Annotated in this window: 20 protein-coding genes and 1 pseudogene; 9 read left to right on the forward strand and 12 right to left on the reverse strand. The window is 65.6% G+C overall.

What is annotated here, in order from left to right:
* Positions 1–356: 356 nt before the first annotated feature.
* A pseudogene (locus ABIC90_RS19835) lies at positions 357–836 on the forward strand (zinc-binding dehydrogenase); the annotation flags it as partial.
* On the opposite strand, the gene ABIC90_RS19840 reads toward ABIC90_RS19835, so the two are convergent.
* The 3 genes from ABIC90_RS19840 to ABIC90_RS19850 all read right to left on the reverse strand — a co-directional run bounded on the left by ABIC90_RS19840 (position 823) and on the right by ABIC90_RS19850 (position 2,797).
* Positions 823–1,182, reverse strand: coding sequence for a LacI family DNA-binding transcriptional regulator (locus tag ABIC90_RS19840; RefSeq protein WP_354357076.1), 360 nt, complete (start codon positions 1,180–1,182; stop codon positions 823–825). The pseudogene ABIC90_RS19835 and the gene ABIC90_RS19840 overlap by 14 nt on opposite strands.
* 155 nt (positions 1,183–1,337) lie before the next feature.
* The gene (locus tag ABIC90_RS19845; protein ID WP_354357035.1) at positions 1,338–2,258 is read right to left on the reverse strand and encodes an alkaline phosphatase D family protein; all 921 of its coding nucleotides are present in this window, start codon (positions 2,256–2,258) and stop codon (positions 1,338–1,340) included.
* Positions 2,259–2,395: 137 nt separating this feature from the next.
* Entirely contained in the window at positions 2,396–2,797 is a 402-nt protein-coding gene (locus ABIC90_RS19850; RefSeq protein WP_354357078.1) for a phage holin family protein, read from the reverse strand.
* 255 nt (positions 2,798–3,052) lie between these two features.
* Here ABIC90_RS19850 and shkS point away from each other — a divergent pair, with 255 nt between their 5' ends.
* A complete protein-coding gene (gene shkS / locus ABIC90_RS19860; protein ID WP_354357037.1) occupies positions 3,053–4,468 on the forward strand; it encodes a surface-behavior sensor histidine kinase ShkS in 1,416 nt (471 codons plus the stop codon).
* Positions 4,469–4,609: 141 nt separating this feature from the next.
* On the opposite strand, the gene ABIC90_RS19865 is transcribed toward shkS, so the two are convergent.
* The 7 genes from ABIC90_RS19865 to ABIC90_RS19895 all read right to left on the reverse strand — a co-directional run bounded on the left by ABIC90_RS19865 (position 4,610) and on the right by ABIC90_RS19895 (position 11,066).
* A complete protein-coding gene (locus tag ABIC90_RS19865; RefSeq protein WP_013543036.1) occupies positions 4,610–5,206 on the reverse strand; it encodes a LuxR C-terminal-related transcriptional regulator in 597 nt (198 codons plus the stop codon).
* Between the two features lie 87 nt (positions 5,207–5,293).
* Positions 5,294–6,625 (reverse strand): tryptophan--tRNA ligase, encoded by a 1,332-nt coding sequence (locus tag ABIC90_RS19870; protein ID WP_354357039.1) that lies wholly within the window; start codon positions 6,623–6,625, stop codon positions 5,294–5,296.
* Positions 6,626–6,636: 11 nt separating this feature from the next.
* A complete protein-coding gene (locus tag ABIC90_RS19875) occupies positions 6,637–7,308 on the reverse strand; it encodes a site-2 protease family protein (RefSeq protein ID WP_354357040.1) in 672 nt (223 codons plus the stop codon).
* A gap of 47 nt (positions 7,309–7,355) precedes the next feature.
* Entirely contained in the window at positions 7,356–7,991 is a 636-nt protein-coding gene (locus tag ABIC90_RS19880) for an L-threonylcarbamoyladenylate synthase (protein WP_354357041.1), read from the reverse strand.
* Positions 7,992–8,016: 25 nt separating this feature from the next.
* Positions 8,017–8,997 carry a DMT family transporter gene (locus ABIC90_RS19885; RefSeq protein WP_354357042.1) on the reverse strand — a complete coding sequence of 327 codons (981 nt, stop codon included), beginning with the start codon at positions 8,995–8,997 and terminating at the stop codon, positions 8,017–8,019.
* On the reverse strand, positions 8,994–9,851 hold the full coding sequence (locus ABIC90_RS19890) for a 3',5'-nucleoside bisphosphate phosphatase (RefSeq protein WP_354357043.1): 858 nt from the start codon (positions 9,849–9,851) through the stop codon (positions 8,994–8,996). Before ABIC90_RS19890 ends, ABIC90_RS19885 begins: the two co-directional genes overlap by 4 nt.
* A gap of 132 nt (positions 9,852–9,983) precedes the next feature.
* Positions 9,984–11,066, reverse strand: a complete 1,083-nt coding sequence (locus ABIC90_RS19895) for a transporter (protein WP_354357044.1) — start codon at positions 11,064–11,066, stop codon at positions 9,984–9,986.
* Between the two features lie 206 nt (positions 11,067–11,272).
* Here ABIC90_RS19895 and ppk2 point away from each other — a divergent pair, with 206 nt between their 5' ends.
* Together ppk2 and ABIC90_RS19905 are read left to right on the forward strand one after the other, a co-directional pair.
* Positions 11,273–12,199, forward strand: a complete 927-nt coding sequence (gene ppk2, locus ABIC90_RS19900; protein WP_354357046.1) for a polyphosphate kinase 2 — start codon at positions 11,273–11,275, stop codon at positions 12,197–12,199.
* 65 nt (positions 12,200–12,264) lie between these two features.
* Complete coding sequence (locus ABIC90_RS19905) at positions 12,265–13,308, forward strand: extracellular catalytic domain type 1 short-chain-length polyhydroxyalkanoate depolymerase (protein ID WP_354357048.1); 1,044 nt, start codon at positions 12,265–12,267, stop codon at positions 13,306–13,308.
* A gap of 28 nt (positions 13,309–13,336) precedes the next feature.
* Here ABIC90_RS19905 and ABIC90_RS19910 read toward each other — a convergent pair whose 3' ends face one another.
* Positions 13,337–13,765 (reverse strand): hypothetical protein, encoded by a 429-nt coding sequence (locus tag ABIC90_RS19910; protein WP_354357050.1) that lies wholly within the window; start codon positions 13,763–13,765, stop codon positions 13,337–13,339.
* Positions 13,746–14,426 (reverse strand): nucleotidyltransferase domain-containing protein, encoded by a 681-nt coding sequence (locus ABIC90_RS19915; RefSeq protein ID WP_354357052.1) that lies wholly within the window; start codon positions 14,424–14,426, stop codon positions 13,746–13,748. Before ABIC90_RS19915 ends, ABIC90_RS19910 begins: the two co-directional genes overlap by 20 nt.
* Positions 14,427–14,438: 12 nt before the next feature.
* On the opposite strand from ABIC90_RS19915, the gene ABIC90_RS19920 reads away from it, so the two are divergent.
* The 5 genes from ABIC90_RS19920 to urtD all read left to right on the forward strand — a co-directional run bounded on the left by ABIC90_RS19920 (position 14,439) and on the right by urtD (position 19,997).
* The gene (locus tag ABIC90_RS19920; protein ID WP_354357054.1) at positions 14,439–14,780 is read left to right on the forward strand and encodes a nucleotide pyrophosphohydrolase; all 342 of its coding nucleotides are present in this window, start codon (positions 14,439–14,441) and stop codon (positions 14,778–14,780) included.
* Between the two features lie 118 nt (positions 14,781–14,898).
* Positions 14,899–16,167, forward strand: a complete 1,269-nt coding sequence (urtA, locus tag ABIC90_RS19925) for an urea ABC transporter substrate-binding protein (RefSeq protein ID WP_354357056.1) — start codon at positions 14,899–14,901, stop codon at positions 16,165–16,167.
* Between the two features lie 184 nt (positions 16,168–16,351).
* A complete protein-coding gene (urtB, locus tag ABIC90_RS19930; RefSeq protein ID WP_436318228.1) occupies positions 16,352–17,899 on the forward strand; it encodes an urea ABC transporter permease subunit UrtB in 1,548 nt (515 codons plus the stop codon).
* The gene (gene urtC, locus ABIC90_RS19935) at positions 17,896–19,122 is read left to right on the forward strand and encodes an urea ABC transporter permease subunit UrtC (protein ID WP_354357060.1); all 1,227 of its coding nucleotides are present in this window, start codon (positions 17,896–17,898) and stop codon (positions 19,120–19,122) included. The genes urtB and urtC overlap by 4 nt, the downstream gene beginning before the upstream one ends.
* Positions 19,119–19,997, forward strand: a complete 879-nt coding sequence (urtD, locus tag ABIC90_RS19940) for an urea ABC transporter ATP-binding protein UrtD (protein ID WP_354357062.1) — start codon at positions 19,119–19,121, stop codon at positions 19,995–19,997. Before urtC ends, urtD begins: the two co-directional genes overlap by 4 nt.
* Positions 19,998–20,453: the final 456 nt, after the last annotated feature.

The following is a 20,453-nucleotide window of genomic DNA, read 5'->3' on the forward strand; positions in this document are numbered from 1 at the left end:
TGTAGTTTGGAACGCCCCTTCAAGAGAGGGGTGCTTTGCGAGTTCTAAGTTTCGGCATGGTGCCGACGCCGGCCAACATAAAGCTCACACACTATCGTTGCCAGTCTCATCTTCTGGTTGTCGGTGGCAGAAAAACACTGCGCCGAAAGAATAGGAAGTCTTTAGTAATCAGACGCGGCAGCAGTGTCAGAAGGAAGTTGCTTTGGATGGTGGTGCGCCGCACTTCGGATTCGAGCCGATGGAAGCCGACAGGCTTTGTGCTCGGAGTCGCTCGAAACGAAAGGGTGCTCATCGTCTGAGCGCGAGGGCAGGCGTGTGCTGCTGACCATGGCGCTTGCTGTATCGGGATGTCGCGCCTGGCCGCGCTCGCCGAGCCGTTTTCGGTGGGGCTGCATGCGGTGTCGCGGGCGGGTTCATTGCTGGGCAAGCGCGTGCTGGTCGGGCTGCGGGCCGATCGGCGTGCTGGCGATTGCGGCGGCGCGTGTGCACGGCGCGGCCGAAATCGTGGCGACCGACGTGGTCGATGAACCGCTGGCCATCGCGCGCGCCATCGGCGCCGACGGCACCGTCAACGTCGCGCAGGACAGAGCTGGGTGTCGCGCTATTCGGCCGACAAGAGGAGCTTCGACGTGATGCTCGAATGCTCGGGCAACGAGCATGCCCTGCGCGACGGGCTGGAGGTGATGCGCCCGCGCGGCATCGTCGTGCAACTGGGCCTGGGCGGCGACGTGAGCATTCCGCAGAACATGGTGGTGGCCAAGGAACTGAGCATTTGCGGCTCGTCCCGCTTCCATGCCGAGTTCGCGCTGGCGGTGCGGCTCATCAACGAAGGTCGGGGCGCGCAAGCATCACGCGCGGCAGGCGTTCTTCGTTCTCCACGCGGTAGTCGGTGTAGCCCAGCAGCACCTGCAGGCCGCGCGCCTCCAACGCCGCGGCGATGCCCTGCGCGGTCTCAGAGAAGTTGGAGTTGTTCAGCGACGGAATCAGCACCGCCACGAAGCCCGAGCGCTTGCTGGAGAAGGTGCGCGCCGTCTGGTCGATGACATAGCCCATCTCCTCGCAGGCCTGCAGGATGCGCTGGCGCAGCGCCTCGGAGGTCGCACGGTCGCTGCCCGTGCTGCGGTTGAGCGCGCGCGAAACGGTCATCTTGGAGACGCCCACGCGTGCGGCCACATCGGCCATCGTGGCCGGTCGGGAAAGGGAAGCGGGGGAGGCTGGGGCTTTGGGCGCGGGCAAGGGGCTCTGTCTCCGGGACTCTGGACGCAGAGCGCGAGGATATGCGATGCCGATGGCTTGGTTGCCGTATTCCCCGCGAAGGCCGGCCCGCGGCCTTGTCCCTAAAGTAGCTCTTCGTAGGCGAAGTCGGTGTTGCGGATGGTGTTGTGCTTTTCCAGCCCGTGCCGGTCGAAAAGCTTGATGTCGATCAGCCCGCCGGGCGTGTAGTCGAGGATGCCGAAGTTCTCGCGGTCGCCCACGTACTTGTACTTGGTGACGAAGGCGCCCGAGGAAATGACCTCGAAGAGCCGGGTTTCTCCCGGCGGCGGCAGGAAGGCGTTTTCGTGGATGTCGCCCGACAGGAAGATGATGTTGCGCCCGTAGGTGATCTGGCGAAACCGCGCGTAGTCGTCGCGGTAGCGCATCCATCCGTTGCCGGTGGCGCGGATCGGCGTGCCGGCGCAGATCAGCACCAGCCCGTCTTCGTCCTTGAGCTCGGCTTCCAGAAACCTGAACTGGTCTTCGCCCAGCAGCGTGTTGCCGTCGCCCGGCACGTCGCGGTACCAGCGGGTGTCCAGAAAGATCGCCTTGCCGATCTTCTGCGGCCCCTGCCGCAGCGGCACCGCGTAGTAGATGCCGGCCGTCGGGGGATCGATCTTCATGAACCTGGAGAACAGTTCGCGCGTGACGGCCTTCACCGGGGCCGAAACCTGCGTGCCGCAGGCGTTGTTCCAGGCGAAGTCGTGGTCGTCCCAGGTGCCGTAGACGCCGCCGTCGACGCCCTGGCGCAGGCGCATGGCGTTGAACAGCATCCTGAAGTTGGGCACGTTCCACTGCGCGGTGTACTTCGCGGTCATGGCGGCCCTGAACTCCTCGGCATTCCAGCCGGCCGGCTTGCCCAGGTGCGGGAAGTAGTCCATGTAGATCTGGTCGCCGAGCAGGAAGAGGTAGTCGGGCTGCTCGACCGCGATGCGGTTCCAGACCCGCTGGAAGCCGTCCAGCCCGGCCTCGAAATTCATGCACGAGGTGAATGCGATCTTCATCGAGAGGCCCCTTTTCTTGCCCGGGCGGTTGCCGGGTGGGGCGGATCATAGGGATCCGGCGATTCCTGTCCTCCTGCGAATATGGGATGGCGCGCGCCGCGTTCTGCCGCGGCGGCGGCAGGGCCGTACCGCAGGGCTCAGAGCCAGTTGCCGCTTTGCGGCATCTGCACCTTGTCGGCCGGATCGCCGCTGGTGACGAAGGCGCCGATCGCGATGCTCAGGAGCGAGATGAAGATGCTTGCGAAAAGGGCGGTCCAGAAACCCGACACCCTGAAGCCCTTCACCAGCGCGGCCACCAGCATGATCATCAGCGCGTTGATGACCAGGAGAAAGAGGCCGAAGGTCACCAGTGTCAGCGGCAGCGTGAGCACGATGAGCAGCGGCTTGACGACCGCGTTGGCCAGGCCGAGCAGGAGCGCCGAAACCACCAGCGCCCCGGTGCTGTCGAACTTGAGTCCGCGAAACAGATGGCTGGCAACCCAGAGGGAGACGGCCGTGATGGCCCAGTGGACGAGAAAGGGAGTGATGGTGTTCAACATGTGGGGTGGCGCGTGGCAGCAGACGCAGGGTTTGTTCCGTCAGGGTCGCGGAAGCAGGCGCCATGGTAATCGGGCGGCCCTTCGCAGCTGCCGCCAGGGGCCAGCACGACGCCAGGCACCCCGAATTGCGGCGAGCGTTGTTCTGCCATCGCCTTGAGAAACATTGACTGCCAGACCGTTAACATCGTCCCCTCTCCGGGGGCCTCTGCATGAGGCCCATCTTTCTGGCGGGATACAACAAGGGGCCTGCGCCATATGGCCAATCCGTCGATCGCGAGCTTGACACCGGCACCGGCCTCGGCCGACGAGGCCGAATCGTGGGTGCGCGGCGAACTCATCCGAAGCCTGATGCGCTCCGCGCGCGGCTCCTACATCGTCTCGGCCGCGCTCATGCCGGCCATGGTCGGGCTCAACTGGGCCTACGTGCCCCGTTGGGAGCTGCTGACCTGGCTCGTGGCCGGCATCATCGCCACCGCCTGCCGCGCCTGGGGCGCGCGCGTCTACGCGGTGCGCTACGCCGGGCGCAGCTCGGCGGCGCAACTGCAGTTCACCGAGCGCTACGGCTTTGTGTGGAGCACCAGCGCGGTGGTGTGGGGGCTGTCGATCCTGCTGTTCTTCGAGCGTACGCCGCAGGTGAACCAGTTCATGAGCTGGCTGATCGTGGCCGGCGTGGGCACCTTTCCGCTCAACGGGCTGGCGCTGCACCCGCCGCTGCTCAAGCGCTATGTCAACACGCTGTTCATCACCATGCTCGCGGCGGTGCTGCTGCGGCTCATCAGCATCAACCTGCAGCAGCCGCATTTCCAGTACGGCTACCTCATGCCGATCCTGCCGACGCTGCACTGGTTTCTGCTGCTGCGGGCGGGGCGCCACATTCACGAGACGGCGCGCAACAGCCTGGAGCTCCTCTTCCACAACCACATCCTGATCAAGTCGCTCACGCAGCAGCGGCAGGCCGCGGTGTCGGCGGTGGCAATGAAGAACCGCTTCCTGGCCAGCGCCGCGCACGACATGCGCCAGCCGGTGCTGGCGCTGTCGCTGTACGCCGACTGGCTGCGCAACGAGCCCGAGCTGGTGCTGGAGCTCGCCCCCAAGATCGTGCGCGCCACGCATGCGGTGAATGCGCTGTTCGATTCGATGTTCGACCTGGCGCGCATCGACTCCGGCCAGGTGCGGCTGCATGTCGAGCGCGTCGATGTGCCGGAGCTGCTGCACGACCTGGAGCTGCAATACCGCCCGGTGGCTGAAAGCCGGGGCCTGGACTTTCGCGTGCATGTGACCGAAGGCTCGTTTCTCACCGACCCGATCCGGGTGCGCCGCATGATCGGCAACCTGCTGGCCAACGCCATCAAGTACACGACCGAAGGCGGCGTGCTGCTGGCCGCGCGCCAGACCCGCGACGGCATGCGGGTGGAGGTGTGGGACACCGGCATCGGCATTGCGCCCGAGCACCTGCGCGACGTGTTCCTGGAGTTCTACAAGGTGGCCGATCACGCCGGCACGTCCGACGGCTTCGGCCTGGGCCTGGCCATCGTCGCGCGGCTCTCGCACGTGCTGGGGCACCCGGTCAGCGTGCGTTCGCGGCTGGGCAGCGGCAGCGTGTTCCGCGTGGCGCTGCACGATGCCGACGAGGCGGTGGCGCAGGCGCGTGTGAGCGCCTCCGGTGGCTAAGAAGCGCAATCAAAAAACCGCGCACAACGGCGCGGTTCTTTCGGGAGACACCGCGGAACCGGCTTTGCCGGGCCGCAGGTGTCGCCCCCGGTAGGGGGCTGGCGTAGCGACACGAAGCGCGTAGCCTGGGGGCGAGCCCAGTCAGCCCGACAAAAGGCCGTTGGTGCGGGCGTAGTGAAGCGCCTGCGTGCGGCTCTTCACACCCAGCCGGCGGAACAGGCGCCACAGGTGAACCTTCACCGTGTGCTCGCTGATTTCCAGGTCGGTCGCGATATCGCGATTGCTCATGCCCTTGTCGAGCATGGCAATCAGCTGCGTCTGGCGCTTCGAGAGCTTGCTGCTCGCCAGCGGCGGCTCGTCGGCTTCTTCCGAGCCCGCCATCAGCAGGCCGCGCAGGGCAGCCGCCAGCTCGTTGGAGCTGGCCGACTTCTCGATGTAAGTGTCGGCACCCGCCTCGATGCAGGCGTCTTCCATGTCCGCGGCCGGTGCCGCCGAATACACGGCGATCGGCACGTTGGGGTAGACCTGCTTGACCGCAATCACGCCCGATACGCCGTTCGTGTCTGGCAACTTCAAGTCCAGGCAAAAGAGGGTGGGCGCACCCCGCTGCTGCACCGAGCTCGCGAGCTTGTCCAGCCGCTCGAGCTCGACGATGTTCTCGGCCGGCCGCAGGCGCCGCAACACCATCACGATCGCGTCGCGCATCAGGGGATGGTCGTCGATGACATAAATGCTCATGTTTTCTTCCTTTGTGATCGCACCGTCTTCTCTTCTCTTCTCTTCTCTTTTCGCGCACCGCCGACACGCTGGTGGGCGCTTGCCGGATCAACTTCCGCTGTGAGCAGCCGTTGCGTCCGACAAAGCCTCCAGCGCCTCTGTCACGGCGCGCGTTCCTTCTGTATCGATGGGCTCCAACTGCTCTGCCAATGCGGCGAGCGCTGAGCCTCGTTGTTCCTGCAAGACCGCGATGGTACGGCCCGCTTCCTGCGGCGAGGCGAATCCACGGCTCTGCAACAGGGTTTCGCCGCGTGCGTCCAGCAGCTTGAAATAGAAAAGCCCGTCGCCGCGTTCGCGGTACTGCTTGAAGCTGGGCTTCGCGACCTTGGCCGCCTTGGCATTGCCCTTGTCCTTGCGGGCCGCCAGGTTGCGCAGGCCCACCGCATGGCGAAGGCTCGCCATGAACGGCTTGGACAGCGCGCAGGCTTTCTCGGCGCCGATGTGCAGGATGCGTTCGATCTCGGCCGGGTCGCTCATCAGCGCCTCGTAGCGCTTGCGCAGCGGCGCCACTTCGACTTCGATGCGCTCGAACAGCAACTGCTTGGCGTCGCCCCAACCGATGCCGTCGGCATAGGCCTTGCGCAGCATCTCGGTTTCGTCGGCATCGGCAAAGGCCTGGTAGATCTGGAAGAGCGCGGAGCCTTCGGTTTCCTTGGGCTCGCCGGGCGCGCGCGAGTCGGTCACGATGCTGGCGATCTGCTTTTGCAAGTACGCGCGCGGCGCGAACAACGGGATCGTGTTGCCGTAGCTCTTGCTCATCTTGCGGCCGTCCAGGCCGGGCAGGGTGGCGACGGCATCGTCGATCTCGGCTTCGGGCAGCGTGAAGTGCTCGCCGTACTGGTGGTTGAAGCGCTGTGCCATGTCGCGCGCCATTTCGATGTGCTGCACCTGGTCGCGGCCCACGGGCACCTTGTGGGCGTTGAACATCAGGATGTCCGCGCCCATCAGCACCGGGTACATGAAGAGGCCGGCCGTCACGTCGGCGTCGGGGTCGTCGCCCTTGGCGACGTTCTTGTCGAGCTGCGCCTTGTAGGCATGCGCGCGGTTGAGCACGCCCTTGCCGGTCACGCAGGTGAGAAACCAGGTCAGCTCGGGAATCTCGACGATGTCCGACTGGCGGTAGAAGGTCACGCGTTCGGGGTCCAGACCGCAGGCCAGCCAGCTGGCGGCGATTTCGAGCGTGGAGCGCTGGATCACCGCCGGATCCTGCACCTTGATGAGCGCGTGGTAGTCGGCCAGGAAGAAGAAGCTCTCCACACCGGGCGCAACGCTTTGCCGCACCGAGTGGCGGATCGAGCCGACGTAGTTGCCCAGGTGGGGCGTGCCGGACGGGGTGATGCCCGTCAGGACGCGAAGGGGAGACGAAGAAGACGTGGCCATGGAACGAAGACTTAGAGCAGCAATGCCTTGAGCGGCGTGATGAGCAGGTTGATGACGAAGTAGCCAGCGTCCATCAGGGGCCGCAACCAGAAGGTGCTGACGACACCGGCGAGCACCAGCGCCATCACGATGAAGAAGCCGTAGGGCTCGATGCGCGCAAGAAAATTCTGAGCCGGCCCGCTGGGAAGCAGCCCCGCCAGCACGCGCCCGCCGTCGAGCGGAGGCAGCGGAAACAGGTTGAAGGCCCACATCACCAGATTGACCAGGATGCCGCCCTGCGCCATCTTGATGAAAAAGGTTTCATCGATGCCGGCAGCCACCAGCGCCACCAGCAGCAGCGCCCAGAGAATCGCCTGGATGAAGTTGGAGGCCGGCCCCGCGAGCGCCACCCAGATCATGTCCCGCTTGGGATGGCGCAGCCGCCCGAAGTTCACGGGCACCGGCTTGGCGTAGCCGAACAGGAAGGCCCCCGACGTGGCGAAGTACAGCATCAACGGCATCAGGATGGTCCCGATGGGGTCGATGTGCTTCAAGGGATTGAGTGTGACCCGGCCCATCGACGCGGCGGTGTTGTCGCCGAGGTAGCGGGCCACATAGCCGTGGGCCGCCTCATGCACGGTGATTGCAAAGATCACGGGCAGTGCGTAGATGAGAACGGTCTGGATGAGATTGGAAATTTCCACCGGGCGATTGTGTCAGACAGGCATTGGTTATCGGTTCCAACTTCTTTCTACAGACCGAGCACGGCCAGCGCGCCGCGCCCCTGCCGCACCACGACCGGATCGTCGCCCGTGCCCATCGGCGTGAGGTCGACCACGGTGGTCGGCTGCGAAGGGCAGGCGCCGGCGTCGATGACCGCGCCGATCTGCTTTTCGAAGCGCTCGCGGATGGTCTGCGCGTCGTTGAGCGCTTCGGTCTCGCCGGGCGCGATCAGCGTGGTGGCCAGGAGCGGCGCGCCGTGCAGCGCGAGCAGCTCCAGCAGCACCTTGTGGTCGGGCACGCGCAGGCCGATGGTCTTGCGCTGCGGATGGCTCACGCGGCGCGGCACTTCCTTGGTGGCTTCGAGCAGGAAGGTGTAGGGGCCGGGCGTCGCGGCCTTCAGCAGGCGGTACTGCTTGTTGTCCACACGCGCGTAGTTGGCCAGCTCGCTCAGGTCGCGGCACAGCAGCGTGAGGTGGTGCTTCTCGTCGACCTGGCGGATGCGGCGCAACTGGTCGACCGCGTCCTTGTCGTCCAAGTGGCAGGCCAGCGCGTAGCTGGAGTCGGTGGGCACGGCCACGATCTCGCCGCGCGTGAGTAGCGCAGCGGCTTGCTTGAGCAGCCGTTGCTGCGGGTTCTCGGGGTGGACTTCGAAGTACTGGGCCATCAGGCGATCTCCTTTCTCTCTCTGTTCAGGATTCGGCGGGTTCGATGGGCACGCGGCGCTCGCGCACCGTGAGCCACGCGCCGGCGGCGCCGCAGACCGCGATCATCGCAATGCCGATGAGCGAGTAGCGGTCGGGCACCTGGGAAAAAACGAACCAGCCGCCCAGCATCGCAAAGGCGATCTGTGCGTAGAGGTACGGCGTGAGCGTGGAGGCCGGCGCGCGCTGGTAGGCCAGGATCAGGATGAAGTGGCCCACCGTGCCCATGAAGCCCATCAGGCACAGCAGCGCCCACCATTCCCACGAGGGCAGGGTGGTCCACACGAAGGGCAGCGCCAGCGACGCGATGAGCGTGCCCACCCAGCCGGTATAGAAATGCATGGTCAGCGGGTTCTCGGTCTGCGCCAGCTTGCTGGTGAGCACCTGGAACCAGGCGTTGGTCAGCACCAGCCCGATCGGCAGCAGGACCGCCCAGCTGAAGGCCTCGCCGCCCGGCCGCAGGATGACCAGCGTGCCGGCGAAGCCGCCGGCCACCAGCGCCCAGCGCAGCGGCGAGACGTACTCCTTCAGCGTGGTCGCCGCGAGCAGCGTGATCACCAGCGGCGCGATCAGCACGATCGAGGTGAACTCCGCCAGCGGCATGTAGCGCAGGCTCAGGAAGGCCAGCGTGCTCGACACCAGCAGCAATGCACCGCGCAGCAACTGGTAGCGCGGATGGCGCGTGCGCAACAGCGCCGTGCCGTGCAGCGGCAGCAGCACCGCCGTGGTCGCCACCGCCTGGAAGGCATAGCGGAACCACACGCCCATCAGGATCGGCACGCCGAGGGTCGAGAACTTGGTGGCAGTGTCCAGCGTGGCAAAGCAGGCCAACGCGACGATCACCAGGCCGATGCCCGCGAGGATGCGTTCGGACTCCTTGTTGCGGCTTTGCTGCTGCGCCGTGCGTGCATTTGCCAGCGCAACGCTGCTGGCCGCGTCGTGGGTGCCGGGCCCTGCGCTCTGGCTCACTGCTGGATGCGGTGGCCGAGCAGTTCCCACACCGGCGTGAGTGCGCCGGGCAACGCAGGCAGCTTGCCGAGATCGCAGTGGCTCTCGTCGGGGCTGTGGAAATCGCTGCCGCGCGAAGCGGCGAAACCGAACTCGAGCGCCTTGTCGGCGTACTCGACGTATTCGGCGGGCGTGTGGCTGCCGGTGACGACCTCGATCGCCTGGCCGCCGTGCGCCTTGAACTCGAGGAACAGCGCGTACTCCTCGTTGGCCGTGAACTTGTAGCGCCCGGGGTGCGCGATCACCGCCATGCCCTTGGCGGCGGTGATCCAGTGCACCGCATCCTTGAGCGAAGCCCAGCGGTGCGGCACGTAGCCCGGCTTGCCCTCGGTGAGGTACTTGCGAAACACCTCGGAGGTGTCCCGGCAGTGGCCCTGCTCCACCAGAAAGCGTGCGAAGTGTGTGCGCGAGATGAGTTCGGGATTGCCGACGAACTTCAGCGCGCCTTCGTAAGCGCCCTGGATGCCGACCTTGGCCAGCCCCTCGGACATTTCCTGGGCGCGCTTGCCGCGGCCGCCGCGCGTGTCGTAGAGGCCTTGCGTCATCGCCGCGTCGTCCGCATCGAAGCCCAGGCCGACGATGTGCACGGTTTCGTTCGCAAAGGTCACCGAGATCTCGGTGCCGGTGAGATAGCGCATGCCGTTTTCGCGCGCGGCCGCCGCTGCGCGATGCTGGCCGCCGACTTCATCGTGGTCGGTGAGGGCCCAGAGATCGACCCCGTTGGCGGCTGCGCGTACAGCCAGTTGTTCGGGCGTCAGTGTGCCGTCGGAGACCACGGAGTGGCAGTGAAGATCGGCATTGAGAATGGATGACACCCCGCCATTCTATGGGGTCTGGAATGCCGATGCAGGCGCATGGATGCTGCGAAAGACGCTACTAAATAAATAGCATTAATGCGCCGCGCGACGCGGCTTCGCTTGCGCCCGGTCCGCTCGGCCGCGGGCCGCTCAACGCTTCTTGCGAAAAGCCGCCCAGGCCGCCACGGCGGTGAAGCTCGCCACGATCGCCACCACGATCCAGAAACCGTGCTTGTGCTCGGCCAGCGGAATGCCGCCCACGTTCATGCCGAACAGTCCCGCCAGGATGTTGATCGGCAGCGCCAGCACGGTGACAACCGTCAACACGAACAGGCTGCGGTTGTTGTCCTCGTTGACGTTGGCGGCGATTTCCTCCTGCAGCAGCTTGATGCGCTCCTGCAGCGCCTGCATGTCGCGCAGCACCACCGAAAACTCTTCGGTCGAGCCGCGCAGCTCTTGCGCATCGGGCTCGGACATCCAGGCCGGCGGCCCCTGCAGCAGCCGGAAGAGGGCGGCGGGCTCCGGCGCCAGCAGGCGCTGCAGCCGCACCAGCAGGCGCCGCAGCACGCCCAGGCGCGCGCGTTTGTTGTCCAGGCGGCCGGCCAGCAGTTCGTCCTCGATGCGGTCGATGCGCGCGGTGACGCCGCGCACGATCTTCACCAGCACATCGGCCTGCGCGCGCAGCAGGTGCTCGAGCAGTTCAGTGCTCGAACGCGGCGCATCGCCCGCCTTCACCGCCGTGCGCAGCGCATCGACCGAGCGCAGCGGTTTGGCGCGCGCCGTGACCACCAGGCGCGGGCCCACGCTGATCCACAACGTGGAGATGTCCGAGGGCTCGAAGCTGAACTCGAAGTGCACGTCGTTGATGACGGCGATCAGCGAATCGTCCGCGCGCTCGATGCGCGTGGAGGGCAGGCCGTCGTGCAGCGTCTCGTAGAAGGTGTCCGAAAGATTCGCGTGCCGCAGGAGCCAGCGCTCGGCCTGCGCGTGGCTCAGGTTGAAGTGCAACCAAAGGAATGGGGACGCCTGCGCCGGGGCGCTCGCTTGCTCGGGGTGGCCGGGCGCTGCGCCGGTGCCGTCTTGCATAGAGACGGGGGCGAGCCAGGCCGCGGCTTGCGCGGAATCGATGGCGCGCGCCGGCTCCGGTGCGGACGCATCGAACAGGTAGCCGCAGATCAGCCCGGCTTCGTCGCCGCCGTAGGAATGAGCGGCCAAGTCATGAAATGCCGACAAGGTGCAGGATCAAAAAAAGCGGTGGCGCCGTGCTCCGGCGGCGGGCGGTGTCATGGGCGGTTGTTTGCCTTGGCGTGGCCGCACATGGTGTTCGCGCAATGTGACAACGGCGTGTCGGCTGACAGAAAGCAGTCGCCAAACCGTCACGCCGCAGTCATGCGCGGCGTGCAGCATGCTTTTTACTTCTCCCCATTCCTTCTTTCATCATGCTGCCGAGCGCCCTTCCAGACCACGAAGACCTGATGCAACGCATCGCCCGCGACCTGATCGACAGCTACGACGAAGAGCTCGAGCTGGAGATCGAAGACCGCAACATCGACGGACTCGACCCGGCCATTTCCACCGCCACCGCCACCGACAAGGCGGCCCGCCAGGCCTACTTCAAGGAGCTGTTCCGCCTGCAGGGCGAGCTGGTCAAGCTGCAGGACTGGGTGCAGCACAGCAAGCAGAAGGTCGTCATCCTGTTCGAAGGCCGCGATGCGGCGGGCAAGGGCGGCGTCATCAAGCGCATCACGCAGCGGCTGAACCCGCGCGTGGCCCGCGTGGCCGCGCTGCCGGCACCCAACGATCGCGAACGCACGCAGTGGTATTTCCAGCGCTATGCCGCGCACCTGCCGGCCGCCGGCGAGATGGTGCTGTTCGATCGCAGTTGGTACAACCGCGCCGGCGTCGAGCGCGTGATGGGCTTTTGCTCGGACGACGAGTACGAGGAGTTCTTTCGCACCGTGCCCGAGTTCGAGAAGATGCTGGTGCGCTCGGGCATCAAGCTCATCAAGTACTGGTTTTCCATCACCGACGACGAGCAGCACATGCGCTTTCTCGGCCGCATCCACGATCCGCTCAAGCAATGGAAGCTGAGTCCCATGGACCTGGAGAGCCGCCGCCGCTGGGAGGAATACACCAAGGCCAAGGAAATCATGCTGGAGCGCACCCACATTCCCGAGGCGCCGTGGTGGGTGGTGCAGGCGGTCGACAAGAAAAAGGCGCGGCTGAACTGCATCAGCCACCTGCTTGGCCAGCTGCCGTACCAAGAGGTGGCGCATCCGCCGGTCGAGCTGCCTTCGCGCGTGCGGCATGACGACTACCTGCGCCAGCCCGTGCCCGCGCACATGATCGTTCCGGAGATCTATTGAGGGCATAGCGGGCTTGCGGCCTCTCGGCCGCTATACCGGCCGGCGCTTTGCCTTCACACTGCGCCATGGCCCGTCGTTCCACAGCTTCCGTCTTTGCCCGCGCCTACCAGCGCAACCTGAAGGCGCTCACCAAGATCACGCTGAGCAACAGCAAGCGCGTGGCGGGCCGTGTGCAGCGCGCGGCCGCCAAGAGCCTCAAGCCGCCGCCCGGCAAGGGCGATTGGCTCAGCGGCGTGGCCATAGGCGCGGGCGGGGCGCGCGGCTATCACCTGTTCCGGCCGGCCGGCCTGCACCTTGCGCCCGGCGAAAAGCTTCCGCTCATGGTCATGCTGCACGGCTGCGGCCAGAGCGGTCGCGACTTTGCCGCGAGCACGCGCATGAACGCGCTGGCGGTGCGCCAGCGCTTTCTGGTGCTCTACCCCGAGCAGGATCGCCTGGCCCATCCCCAAGGCTGCTGGAACTGGTACGAGCGCCGCTCGGGCAAGGCCGACGCCGAGGCCGCAACGCTGATGGCTGCGGTCGACCAGGCCTGCATGCTCTACCCGGTGGACCGCGAGCGCATCGCACTGGCCGGCCTTTCGGCCGGCGCCAGCATGGCTGCGCTGGTGGCCACGCGCTATCCGCAGCGTTTTCGCGCGGTCGTCATGCATTCGGGCGTGGCCCCCGGCGCCGCCAAGTCCTCGGCCACCGCGCTGGGTGCGATGCGCGGCCGGAACGTGCCGCCGATGCCGGCCACCGCCGTCGGCAAGGCGATGGGCGCCGCGGCCGTCTTTGCCACCTTGCCGCCGATGCTGGTGCTGCACGGCGACGCCGATTCGGTGGTCGCGCCCAGCAATGCGGTCCACAGTGCGGCGGTGTGGGCCACGGCCATGGGCGCCAGGCCCGGTCTGCCGCGCGCCGTGCAGCGCGGCAAGCGCCGCGCGATGCGCGTGACCGACTTCAAGCTGAAGGGCCGCACGGTGGTCTCGCTGTGCGAGGTCGCGGGCCTGGGACATGCGTGGAGCGGCGGCGCGTCCAGGTTGCTGTTCAGCGATGCGGCCGGACCCGATGCCACGCGCATGACCTGGGCGTTTGCGGCTGCGCAGTTCAAGCACGCGGCCAAGGTCTGACAGCCAAACGAGAGCGGCGGAGAAGCGATCAGTATTTTCCGGGCGGGGGCAGCGCAGCGAGCTTGGCTGCCACGCGTTGGCATGCCGCAATCAGGTCGCGAACGATGCGTTCATCCACATTCAGATCGCCTTCGTACTCGCCGAGATTTCGTATTTCGTGCCCCTTGGCCAACACGCGCCACACCTCCGGTCCCAACTCCAAGGTGTGCGGCAGCACCTGGAAGACGATGAAGCGATTGCTCGAACGGAAGCCATGCCAGCGCAACGCGGCGAGGCACATCGCATGCGCTGCGTTGTAGGCAAGATCGAAGCGGCCCTCGACAGAAAGTTGCTTGACCTGGGCATCCGCCAGGCGCGCAAGGCCGGATCGCATGAGGCCCGCGAATTCGCGGGCGTCCGGAGGTTCGGCGGCGAGCGGCTTGGTCGGGCCGCAGAGGTTATCGAGCGGGGAGGGCATCCGCGTCGCCGATCACCCAGAGCTTGGGCTGTTCCATTACGCGCCTCACGAACGATTCGCCATCCTTGTGTTTTCGCATGAGTTCTTTTCTTGTGAACAGGGTCGGATTCACTGTACGGCCCAGGCGCGCCGATACCGCGTCGAGCGCGAGAAACAGATCCGAATACGCAAGTTCTTCACTGATCAGCAGCAGGTCGATGTCGCTCGCGGCCGTGTCGCTCTTCTTGGCGACCGAGCCGAACACGAAGGCGGCGTCGATCTTTTCAGCCAACGGCTCCAGAGCCTCGCGCAACGGACCGGCGAGGCCGAAGGTCTTGCGAACGATGCTGCTCAGCTCTTCGTAGATCGGCGCTGCGGCGTTGGCTTGATAGTGCTTCTGGTTGCCGACGCGGGAGGTGACGAGCAGGCCGCTGTCGGTCAGTTGCTTCAGCTCGCGCTGCACAGCGCCGGAGCCGGCGCCGGTAAGCTTGATCAGCTCGCTGGAAAAGAAGCTGCGTTCGGGCTGGCCGAAAAGGCAGCCGAGCACGCGTTGCTGAGTCATTGTGAAAAGAGCGTCCGCCAGGCTGGCGGTCTTCTCCACTTCTGGCGGCAGTGATTTACCCATTTTGGGCATTTTAAAGCCCAAAATGGGTTTGTTGGGCGTGAGCCTGAATTCAGACAAGGGGAGAGAGCCATGGCTACCGAGCTGCAACAGCTGACCGACGCGCTGCGCACCTTCGCGAAAGACAGAAACTGGGAGCCCTTCCACTCCCCCAAGAACCTCGCCTCCGCCCTGTCCGTCGAAGCCGCCGAACTGCTTGAACATTTCCAGTGGCTCACCGAGGCGCAGAGCCGATCCCTCCCGCCCGACAAGCGCGCCGAGGTCGGTGCCGAGATGGCGGATGTGCTGCTCTATCTGCTGCAGCTTGCCGACAAGCTCGGCATCGACCTGATCGACGCGGCGCGAAGCAAGATGCGCGTGAACGCCAGCAAATACCCGGTCCCGCCCGCGGGCGCCGGAAACCCCGGCGGCTGAGTACCTTCCGTGTACGCCACCCGGCGTATTTCCCCTTGTTGGTGCATTTCGCAGACTCCTCTCCATCGCCAGCCACACGCTGTCGACAAGGTTCAACCCACCCGGAGCAGGAGTCCACATGCAACGTCGTTTCACACTCAAGGCGCTCACCGCCGCCGTCGCGCTGGCCAGCATTTCTGCTGCGCCCGCATTTGCCGCCGACACCATCAAGGTCGGCGTGCTGCACTCGCTGTCGGGCACGATGGCCATCTCGGAAACCGTGTTGAAAGACACGGTGCTGATGGCCATCGACGACATCAACAAGAAGGGCGGCGTGCTGGGCAAGCAGCTCGAACCCGTGATCGTCGACCCGGCCTCCAACTGGCCGCTGTTCGCTGAAAAGACCAAGCAACTGCTCGGCCAGGACAAGGTCTCGGTGATCTTCGGCTGCTGGACCTCGGTGTCCCGCAAGTCGGTGCTGCCGGTGGTCGAGGAAATGAACGGCCTCCTGTTCTACCCCGTGCAGTACGAGGGTGAAGAGCTCTCCAAGAACGTGTTCTACACGGGCGCCGCGCCCAACCAGCAAGCCATTCCGGCCGTCGATTACCTGATGAGCAAGGAAGGCGGCGGCGCCAAGCGCTGGGTGCTGCTGGGCACCGACTACGTCTACCCCCGCACGACCAACAAGATCCTGCGCGCCTACCTCAAGAGCAAGGGCGTGAAGGACACCGACATCGACGAGAAGTACACCCCCTTCGGCCACAGCGACTACCAGACCATCGTGGCCGACATCAAGAAGTTCTCGGCCGGCGGCAAGACGGCGGTGGTCTCGACCATCAACGGCGACTCCAACGTGCCCTTCTACAAGGAACTGGGCAACGCGGGCCTGAAGGCCAAGGACGTGCCGGTCGTCGCCTTCTCGGTGGGCGAAGAAGAACTGCGCGGCGTGGACACCAAGCCGCTCGTGGGTCACCTGGCCGCATGGAACTACTTCATGTCGATCAAGAACCCGACCAACACCGCGTTCATCAAGCAGTGGAGCGACTACGCCAAGGCCAAGAACATCGCCGGCCACAAGGACAAGCCGCTCACCAACGACCCGATGGAAGCCACCTGGATCGGCATCCACATGTGGAAGCAGGCCGTCGAGAAGGCCAAGAGCACCGACACCGACAAGGTGATCGCTGCGATGGCCGGCCAGACCTTCACGGCGCCGTCGGGCATCGTCTCGAAGATGGACGAGAAGAACCATCACCTGCACAAGAGCGTGTTCATCGGCGAGATCAAGGCCGATGGTCAGTTCAACGTGGTGTGGAAGACGCCGGGTCCGGTCAAGGCCAAGCCTTGGAGCCCGTATATCGAAGGCAACGACAAGAAGCCGGATCAGCCTGCTGGCAAGTCGATGTAAGTGTGTTTCTCCCTCCCCCGCTGGGGGAGGGCAGGGGTGGGGGCAAGCGGCGGTCGATTCTGGTCACTGCGTCCTTGTTGGCGCCGCGTGCCCCCACCCCAACCCTCCCCCGGAAGGGGAGGGAGCCAACCCAACTTCCAAGTTCATGATGCTTCGACGAACCCTTCACTGCGCATTCGCCGCCCTGCTGCTCCTGGCAACAGCCGCCCACGCGCTGACCGCCGACGAAGCCCGGGCCATCGCCTCCGGCGAGTCCGAAGCCCGCATCGCCGCGCTCAACAAGGCCGTCCTCACCGCCGACGACAAGACCGCCGCCTTCATCCAGGCGATGTCCGACGACGCCGTGAAATACACCGAAGACAAGGTCTTCGTGATGAAGGACGACAAGGGCTACGACCCCGTCACCGGCGCCGAACTGAAGGTGCCCGACACCGCCGAAGACGTCGTCAACAACAACCTCATGCGCGGCGCGCTCGAAGCCGCGCAAGCCGCGCTCAAGCTCACCAGCAAGGACGACGCGGTGCGCGCCGAAGCCGCGCAGGCGCTCTTCAAGGAGCCGGACGAATCCCGCATCCCGATGGTCGAGAAGGCGCTCGCCGCCGAGACCAACCCGAAGATCAAGGCGCAGCTTGAGCTCGTGCGCGCCGCCGGCATGCTCACCAGCGCCGACAAGGCCAAGCGCCTCGTGGCCGCGAAAGAGCTGGGCAACAACCGCAACCCCGACACCAAGCTGCTGCTCAACCAGCGCCTGGCCGACGAGACCGAGGCCGACGTCAAGGCTGCCATCGTCGCGTCCATCGCGAGCATCGACGGCTCGCTCGTGTGGGGCGACCGCATCAACGCCGTGTTCAGCGGCATCAGCCTGGGCTCTGTGCTGCTGCTCGCGGCGCTGGGCCTGGCCATCACCTACGGCCTGATGGGCGTCATCAACATGGCGCACGGCGAGCTGATGATGATCGGCGCCTACGCCACCTACGTGATGCAGGGCATCTTCCAGAGGTACCTGCCTGAGGCGGCCTTCGGCTGGTATCTGGTGGCCGCCATTCCTGTTTCGTTCCTCGCATCGGCGCTCGTGGGCGCGGTGCTCGAGCGCGGGGTGATCCGCTTCCTCTACGGCCGGCCTCTGGAGACGCTGCTGGCCACCTGGGGCATCAGCCTGATGCTGCAGCAGCTGGTGCGCACGCTCTTCGGCGCGCAGAACGTCGGCGTGGAAAACCCCGGCTGGATGAGCGGCGGCTTCACCATGCTGAGCAACGTCACGCTGCCGTGGAACCGCATCTGCATCATCATTTTTGCGGTGCTCGTGCTGCTCGCGATGGGCTGGCTCATCGGCAAGACGCGCCTGGGTCTCTTTGTGCGCGGCGTGACGCAGAACCGCCCGATCGCCTCGTGCATGGGCGTGAACACCGCACGCATCGACACCTACGCCTTCGCGCTCGGTTCGGGCATCGCGGGCCTCGCGGGCTGTGCGCTGAGCCAGATCGGCAACGTCGGTCCCGACCTCGGCCAGAGCTACATCGTCGACAGCTTCATGGTGGTCGTGATGGGCGGCGTCGGCCAGCTCGCGGGCACCGTGTATGCGGCGCTGGGGCTGGGCATTCTCAACAAGTTCATCGAAGGCTGGGCGGGCGCGGTGCTCGCGAAGATCGCGGTGCTTGTCTTCATCATCATCTTCATCCAGAAGCGCCCCCAAGGCATCTTCGCGATGAAAGGCCGGAGCGCTGAGGCATGAGCAAGGTCGTACTTCCAACCAAGGGGCCGCTCTTGAGCGGCAAGGGCTGGACGGCCTTCTTCATCGCGCTGATCGTGGTGTGCGCCGTGGCGCCGGTGCTCAACATGTGGGTGCCGGCTGACAGCCCGCTGCACATGAGCGACTACGCCGTGGCGCTGGTCGGCAAGATCATGTGCTACGCCATCTGCGCGCTGGCCATGGACCTGATCTGGGGCTACACCGGCATCCTCTCGCTGGGCCACGGCCTGTTCTTCGCGCTCGGCGGCTACATGATGGGCATGTACCTCATGCGCCAGATCGGCCGCGACGGCAACTACAAGAGCGACCTGCCGGACTTCATGGTGTTCCTCGACTGGAAGACGCTGCCCTGGCACTGGACCTTCAGCGACAGCTTCATCGCCACGCTGATCCTCATCGTCGCGGTGCCGGGCTTGATCGCCTTCGTGTTCGGCTTTTTCGCCTTCCGCTCGCGCATCAAGGGCGTGTACTTCTCGATCATCACGCAAGCCATGACCTTCGCGGCCATGTTGCTGTTCTTCCGCAACGAGACGGGCTTCGGCGGCAACAACGGCTTCACCGACTTCAAGCGCATCCTGAACATCCCGATCGCCACGCAGGAGATGCGCATGACGCTGTTCGCGCTCACCGGCCTCACGCTGCTGGGCTTCTTCCTGTTTGCCAAGTGGCTCATCGGCAGCAAGTTCGGCCGCGTGCTGCAGGCCATCCGCGACGCGGAAACGCGCGTGATGTTCTCGGGCTACAACCCGCTGCCGTACAAGCTCACCATCTGGGTCATCTCCGCCGTCATGTGCGGCGTGGCCGGTGCGCTGTATGTGCCCCAGGTCGGCATCATCAACCCGGGAGAGATGAGCGCCGCCAACTCCATCGAGATTGCGATCTGGGCGGCTGTCGGCGGACGCGCCACGCTGATCGGTCCGATCATCGGCGCCTTCATCGTCAACGGCGCGAAGAGCTGGCTCACCGTCGCATACCCCGAGTACTGGCTGTACTTCCTGGGCGCCTTGTTCATTGCTGTCACGCTGTTCCTGCCGAACGGCATCGTGGGGTTGGTAAAGAAGTGGTTGTCGCGCGAGAAGGCGGCACCAGCCGCACCGAGCGCAGGCCGCGAAGAAGCGCAGCGCGCCATGGCCGCGGCGCAAGGCATGGAGCCCGAGGCGCTGCACGCGCCGCTGGCCGCCGACGTGAAGGGAGCCCGCGCATGACCCCCGACCTCATGGCGGCCGGCGCCGAGCGCGCGGCACGCGCCCACGGCCAGCCGTACGACAGCGGCAAGACCGAATCGGGCGGCCGCGCCGCCGGCTTCGGCCGCATCGCCACGCCGGGCGAGGTGGACGTCACCCACGGCCGCATCCTGTACCTGGAAGACGTCAGCGTGAGCTTCGACGGCTTCAAGGCCATCAACAACCTGTCGCTGGACATTGCGCCCGGCGAACTGCGCTGCATCATCGGACCCAACGGTGCGGGCAAGACCACGATGATGGACATCATCACCGGCAAGACCCGGCCCGATTCGGGCACCGTGTTCTTCGGCAGCACCATCGACCTGTTGCGCCATCGCGAGGCCGACATTGCCCAGTTGGGCATCGGCCGCAAGTTCCAGAAGCCGACGGTGTTCGAGCATCTCACCGTGTTCGAGAACCTCGAACTCGCACTCAAGACCAACAAGGGTGTGCGCGCATCGATGCTGTTCAAGCTCGACTCCGCGCAAAGCGACCGGCTGGCCGAAGTGCTGGAGACCATCCACCTGGCAGAGAGCGTCTCGCGCCTGGCCGGCAACCTGAGCCACGGCCAGAAGCAGTGGCTCGAAATCGGCATGCTGCTGATGCAGGACCCGAAGCTGCTGCTGCTCGACGAGCCCGTGGCCGGCATGACCGACGAGGAAACGGCCCGCACGGCAGAGCTGTTCCTTACCCTCAAGGGCAAGCATTCGTTGATGGTGGTGGAGCACGACATGAGCTTCATCCGCACCATCTCTGAAATCGTGACCGTGCTGTGCGATGGCTCTGTGCTGGCGCAGGGAACGCTGGACGAGGTGCAGGCCGATGAACGCGTGATCGAGGTTTATCTTGGGCGTTGAGGCTGTCGTTCTTCGGGGTGCGGCGATGGGGGTTGAGCCCTTGGGCGGCCGACGTCACCGGCCCTTCGGGCTCCTCTGCGCTGCTCACGACGGGCGGGGTCTCGCAGAACTCGCTGCGCTCAAACAGCTGCGAGCCCTGATCCGCCCGCCGCTGCGCTGCTCGGCGGTGCCTCAACGGCCACCCAAGGGCTCAACCCCCATCGCCGTGGTCAGAGCGGTCGTGTGTTTGGACTTCCTCCCTCTCCCTCCGGGAGAGGGCCGGGGTGAGGGCCGCGGCATCAAAGTCACGACAAGCGCCCGGTATGCGGCACGGCCCGGACAGCCCCTCTGTGCCGCCGAGGAGCGCAGCGTTTCGCGGACAAGGGCTCGCAGCTGTTTGAGGTTCTATGTTTTTTGCAAGTCGCTTTTAGGCATCAACCGGGCAGGATCAAACGACTGCGTGCCCTTCCAGACGGC

This window comes from Variovorax boronicumulans, assembly GCF_040544675.1.
Classification (GTDB): Bacteria; Pseudomonadota; Gammaproteobacteria; order Burkholderiales; family Burkholderiaceae_C; genus Variovorax; species Variovorax boronicumulans_D.

What these genes read in the sequence shown, in the direction of transcription:
- urtD (WP_354357062.1), top strand. Translation starts at nt 19,119, where the DNA reads ATGACCCCCGACCTCATGGCGGCCGGCGCCGAGCGCGCGGCACGCGCC.
- ABIC90_RS19845 (WP_354357035.1), bottom strand. Translation starts at nt 2,258, where the DNA reads ATGAAGATCGCATTCACCTCGTGCATGAATTTCGAGGCCGGGCTGGAC.
- ABIC90_RS19880 (WP_354357041.1), bottom strand. Translation starts at nt 7,991, where the DNA reads ATGGCCCAGTACTTCGAAGTCCACCCCGAGAACCCGCAGCAACGGCTG.
- ABIC90_RS19920 (WP_354357054.1), top strand. Translation starts at nt 14,439, where the DNA reads ATGGCTACCGAGCTGCAACAGCTGACCGACGCGCTGCGCACCTTCGCG.
- ABIC90_RS19840 (WP_354357076.1), bottom strand. Translation starts at nt 1,182, where the DNA reads ATGGCCGATGTGGCCGCACGCGTGGGCGTCTCCAAGATGACCGTTTCG.
- ppk2 (WP_354357046.1), top strand. Translation starts at nt 11,273, where the DNA reads ATGCTGCCGAGCGCCCTTCCAGACCACGAAGACCTGATGCAACGCATC.
- ABIC90_RS19910 (WP_354357050.1), bottom strand. Translation starts at nt 13,765, where the DNA reads ATGCCCTCCCCGCTCGATAACCTCTGCGGCCCGACCAAGCCGCTCGCC.
- urtA (WP_354357056.1), top strand. Translation starts at nt 14,899, where the DNA reads ATGCAACGTCGTTTCACACTCAAGGCGCTCACCGCCGCCGTCGCGCTG.
- ABIC90_RS19865 (WP_013543036.1), bottom strand. Translation starts at nt 5,206, where the DNA reads ATGAGCATTTATGTCATCGACGACCATCCCCTGATGCGCGACGCGATC.
- urtC (WP_354357060.1), top strand. Translation starts at nt 17,896, where the DNA reads ATGAGCAAGGTCGTACTTCCAACCAAGGGGCCGCTCTTGAGCGGCAAG.
- ABIC90_RS19905 (WP_354357048.1), top strand. Translation starts at nt 12,265, where the DNA reads ATGGCCCGTCGTTCCACAGCTTCCGTCTTTGCCCGCGCCTACCAGCGC.
- shkS (WP_354357037.1), top strand. Translation starts at nt 3,053, where the DNA reads ATGGCCAATCCGTCGATCGCGAGCTTGACACCGGCACCGGCCTCGGCC.
- ABIC90_RS19870 (WP_354357039.1), bottom strand. Translation starts at nt 6,625, where the DNA reads ATGGCCACGTCTTCTTCGTCTCCCCTTCGCGTCCTGACGGGCATCACC.
- ABIC90_RS19850 (WP_354357078.1), bottom strand. Translation starts at nt 2,797, where the DNA reads ATGTTGAACACCATCACTCCCTTTCTCGTCCACTGGGCCATCACGGCC.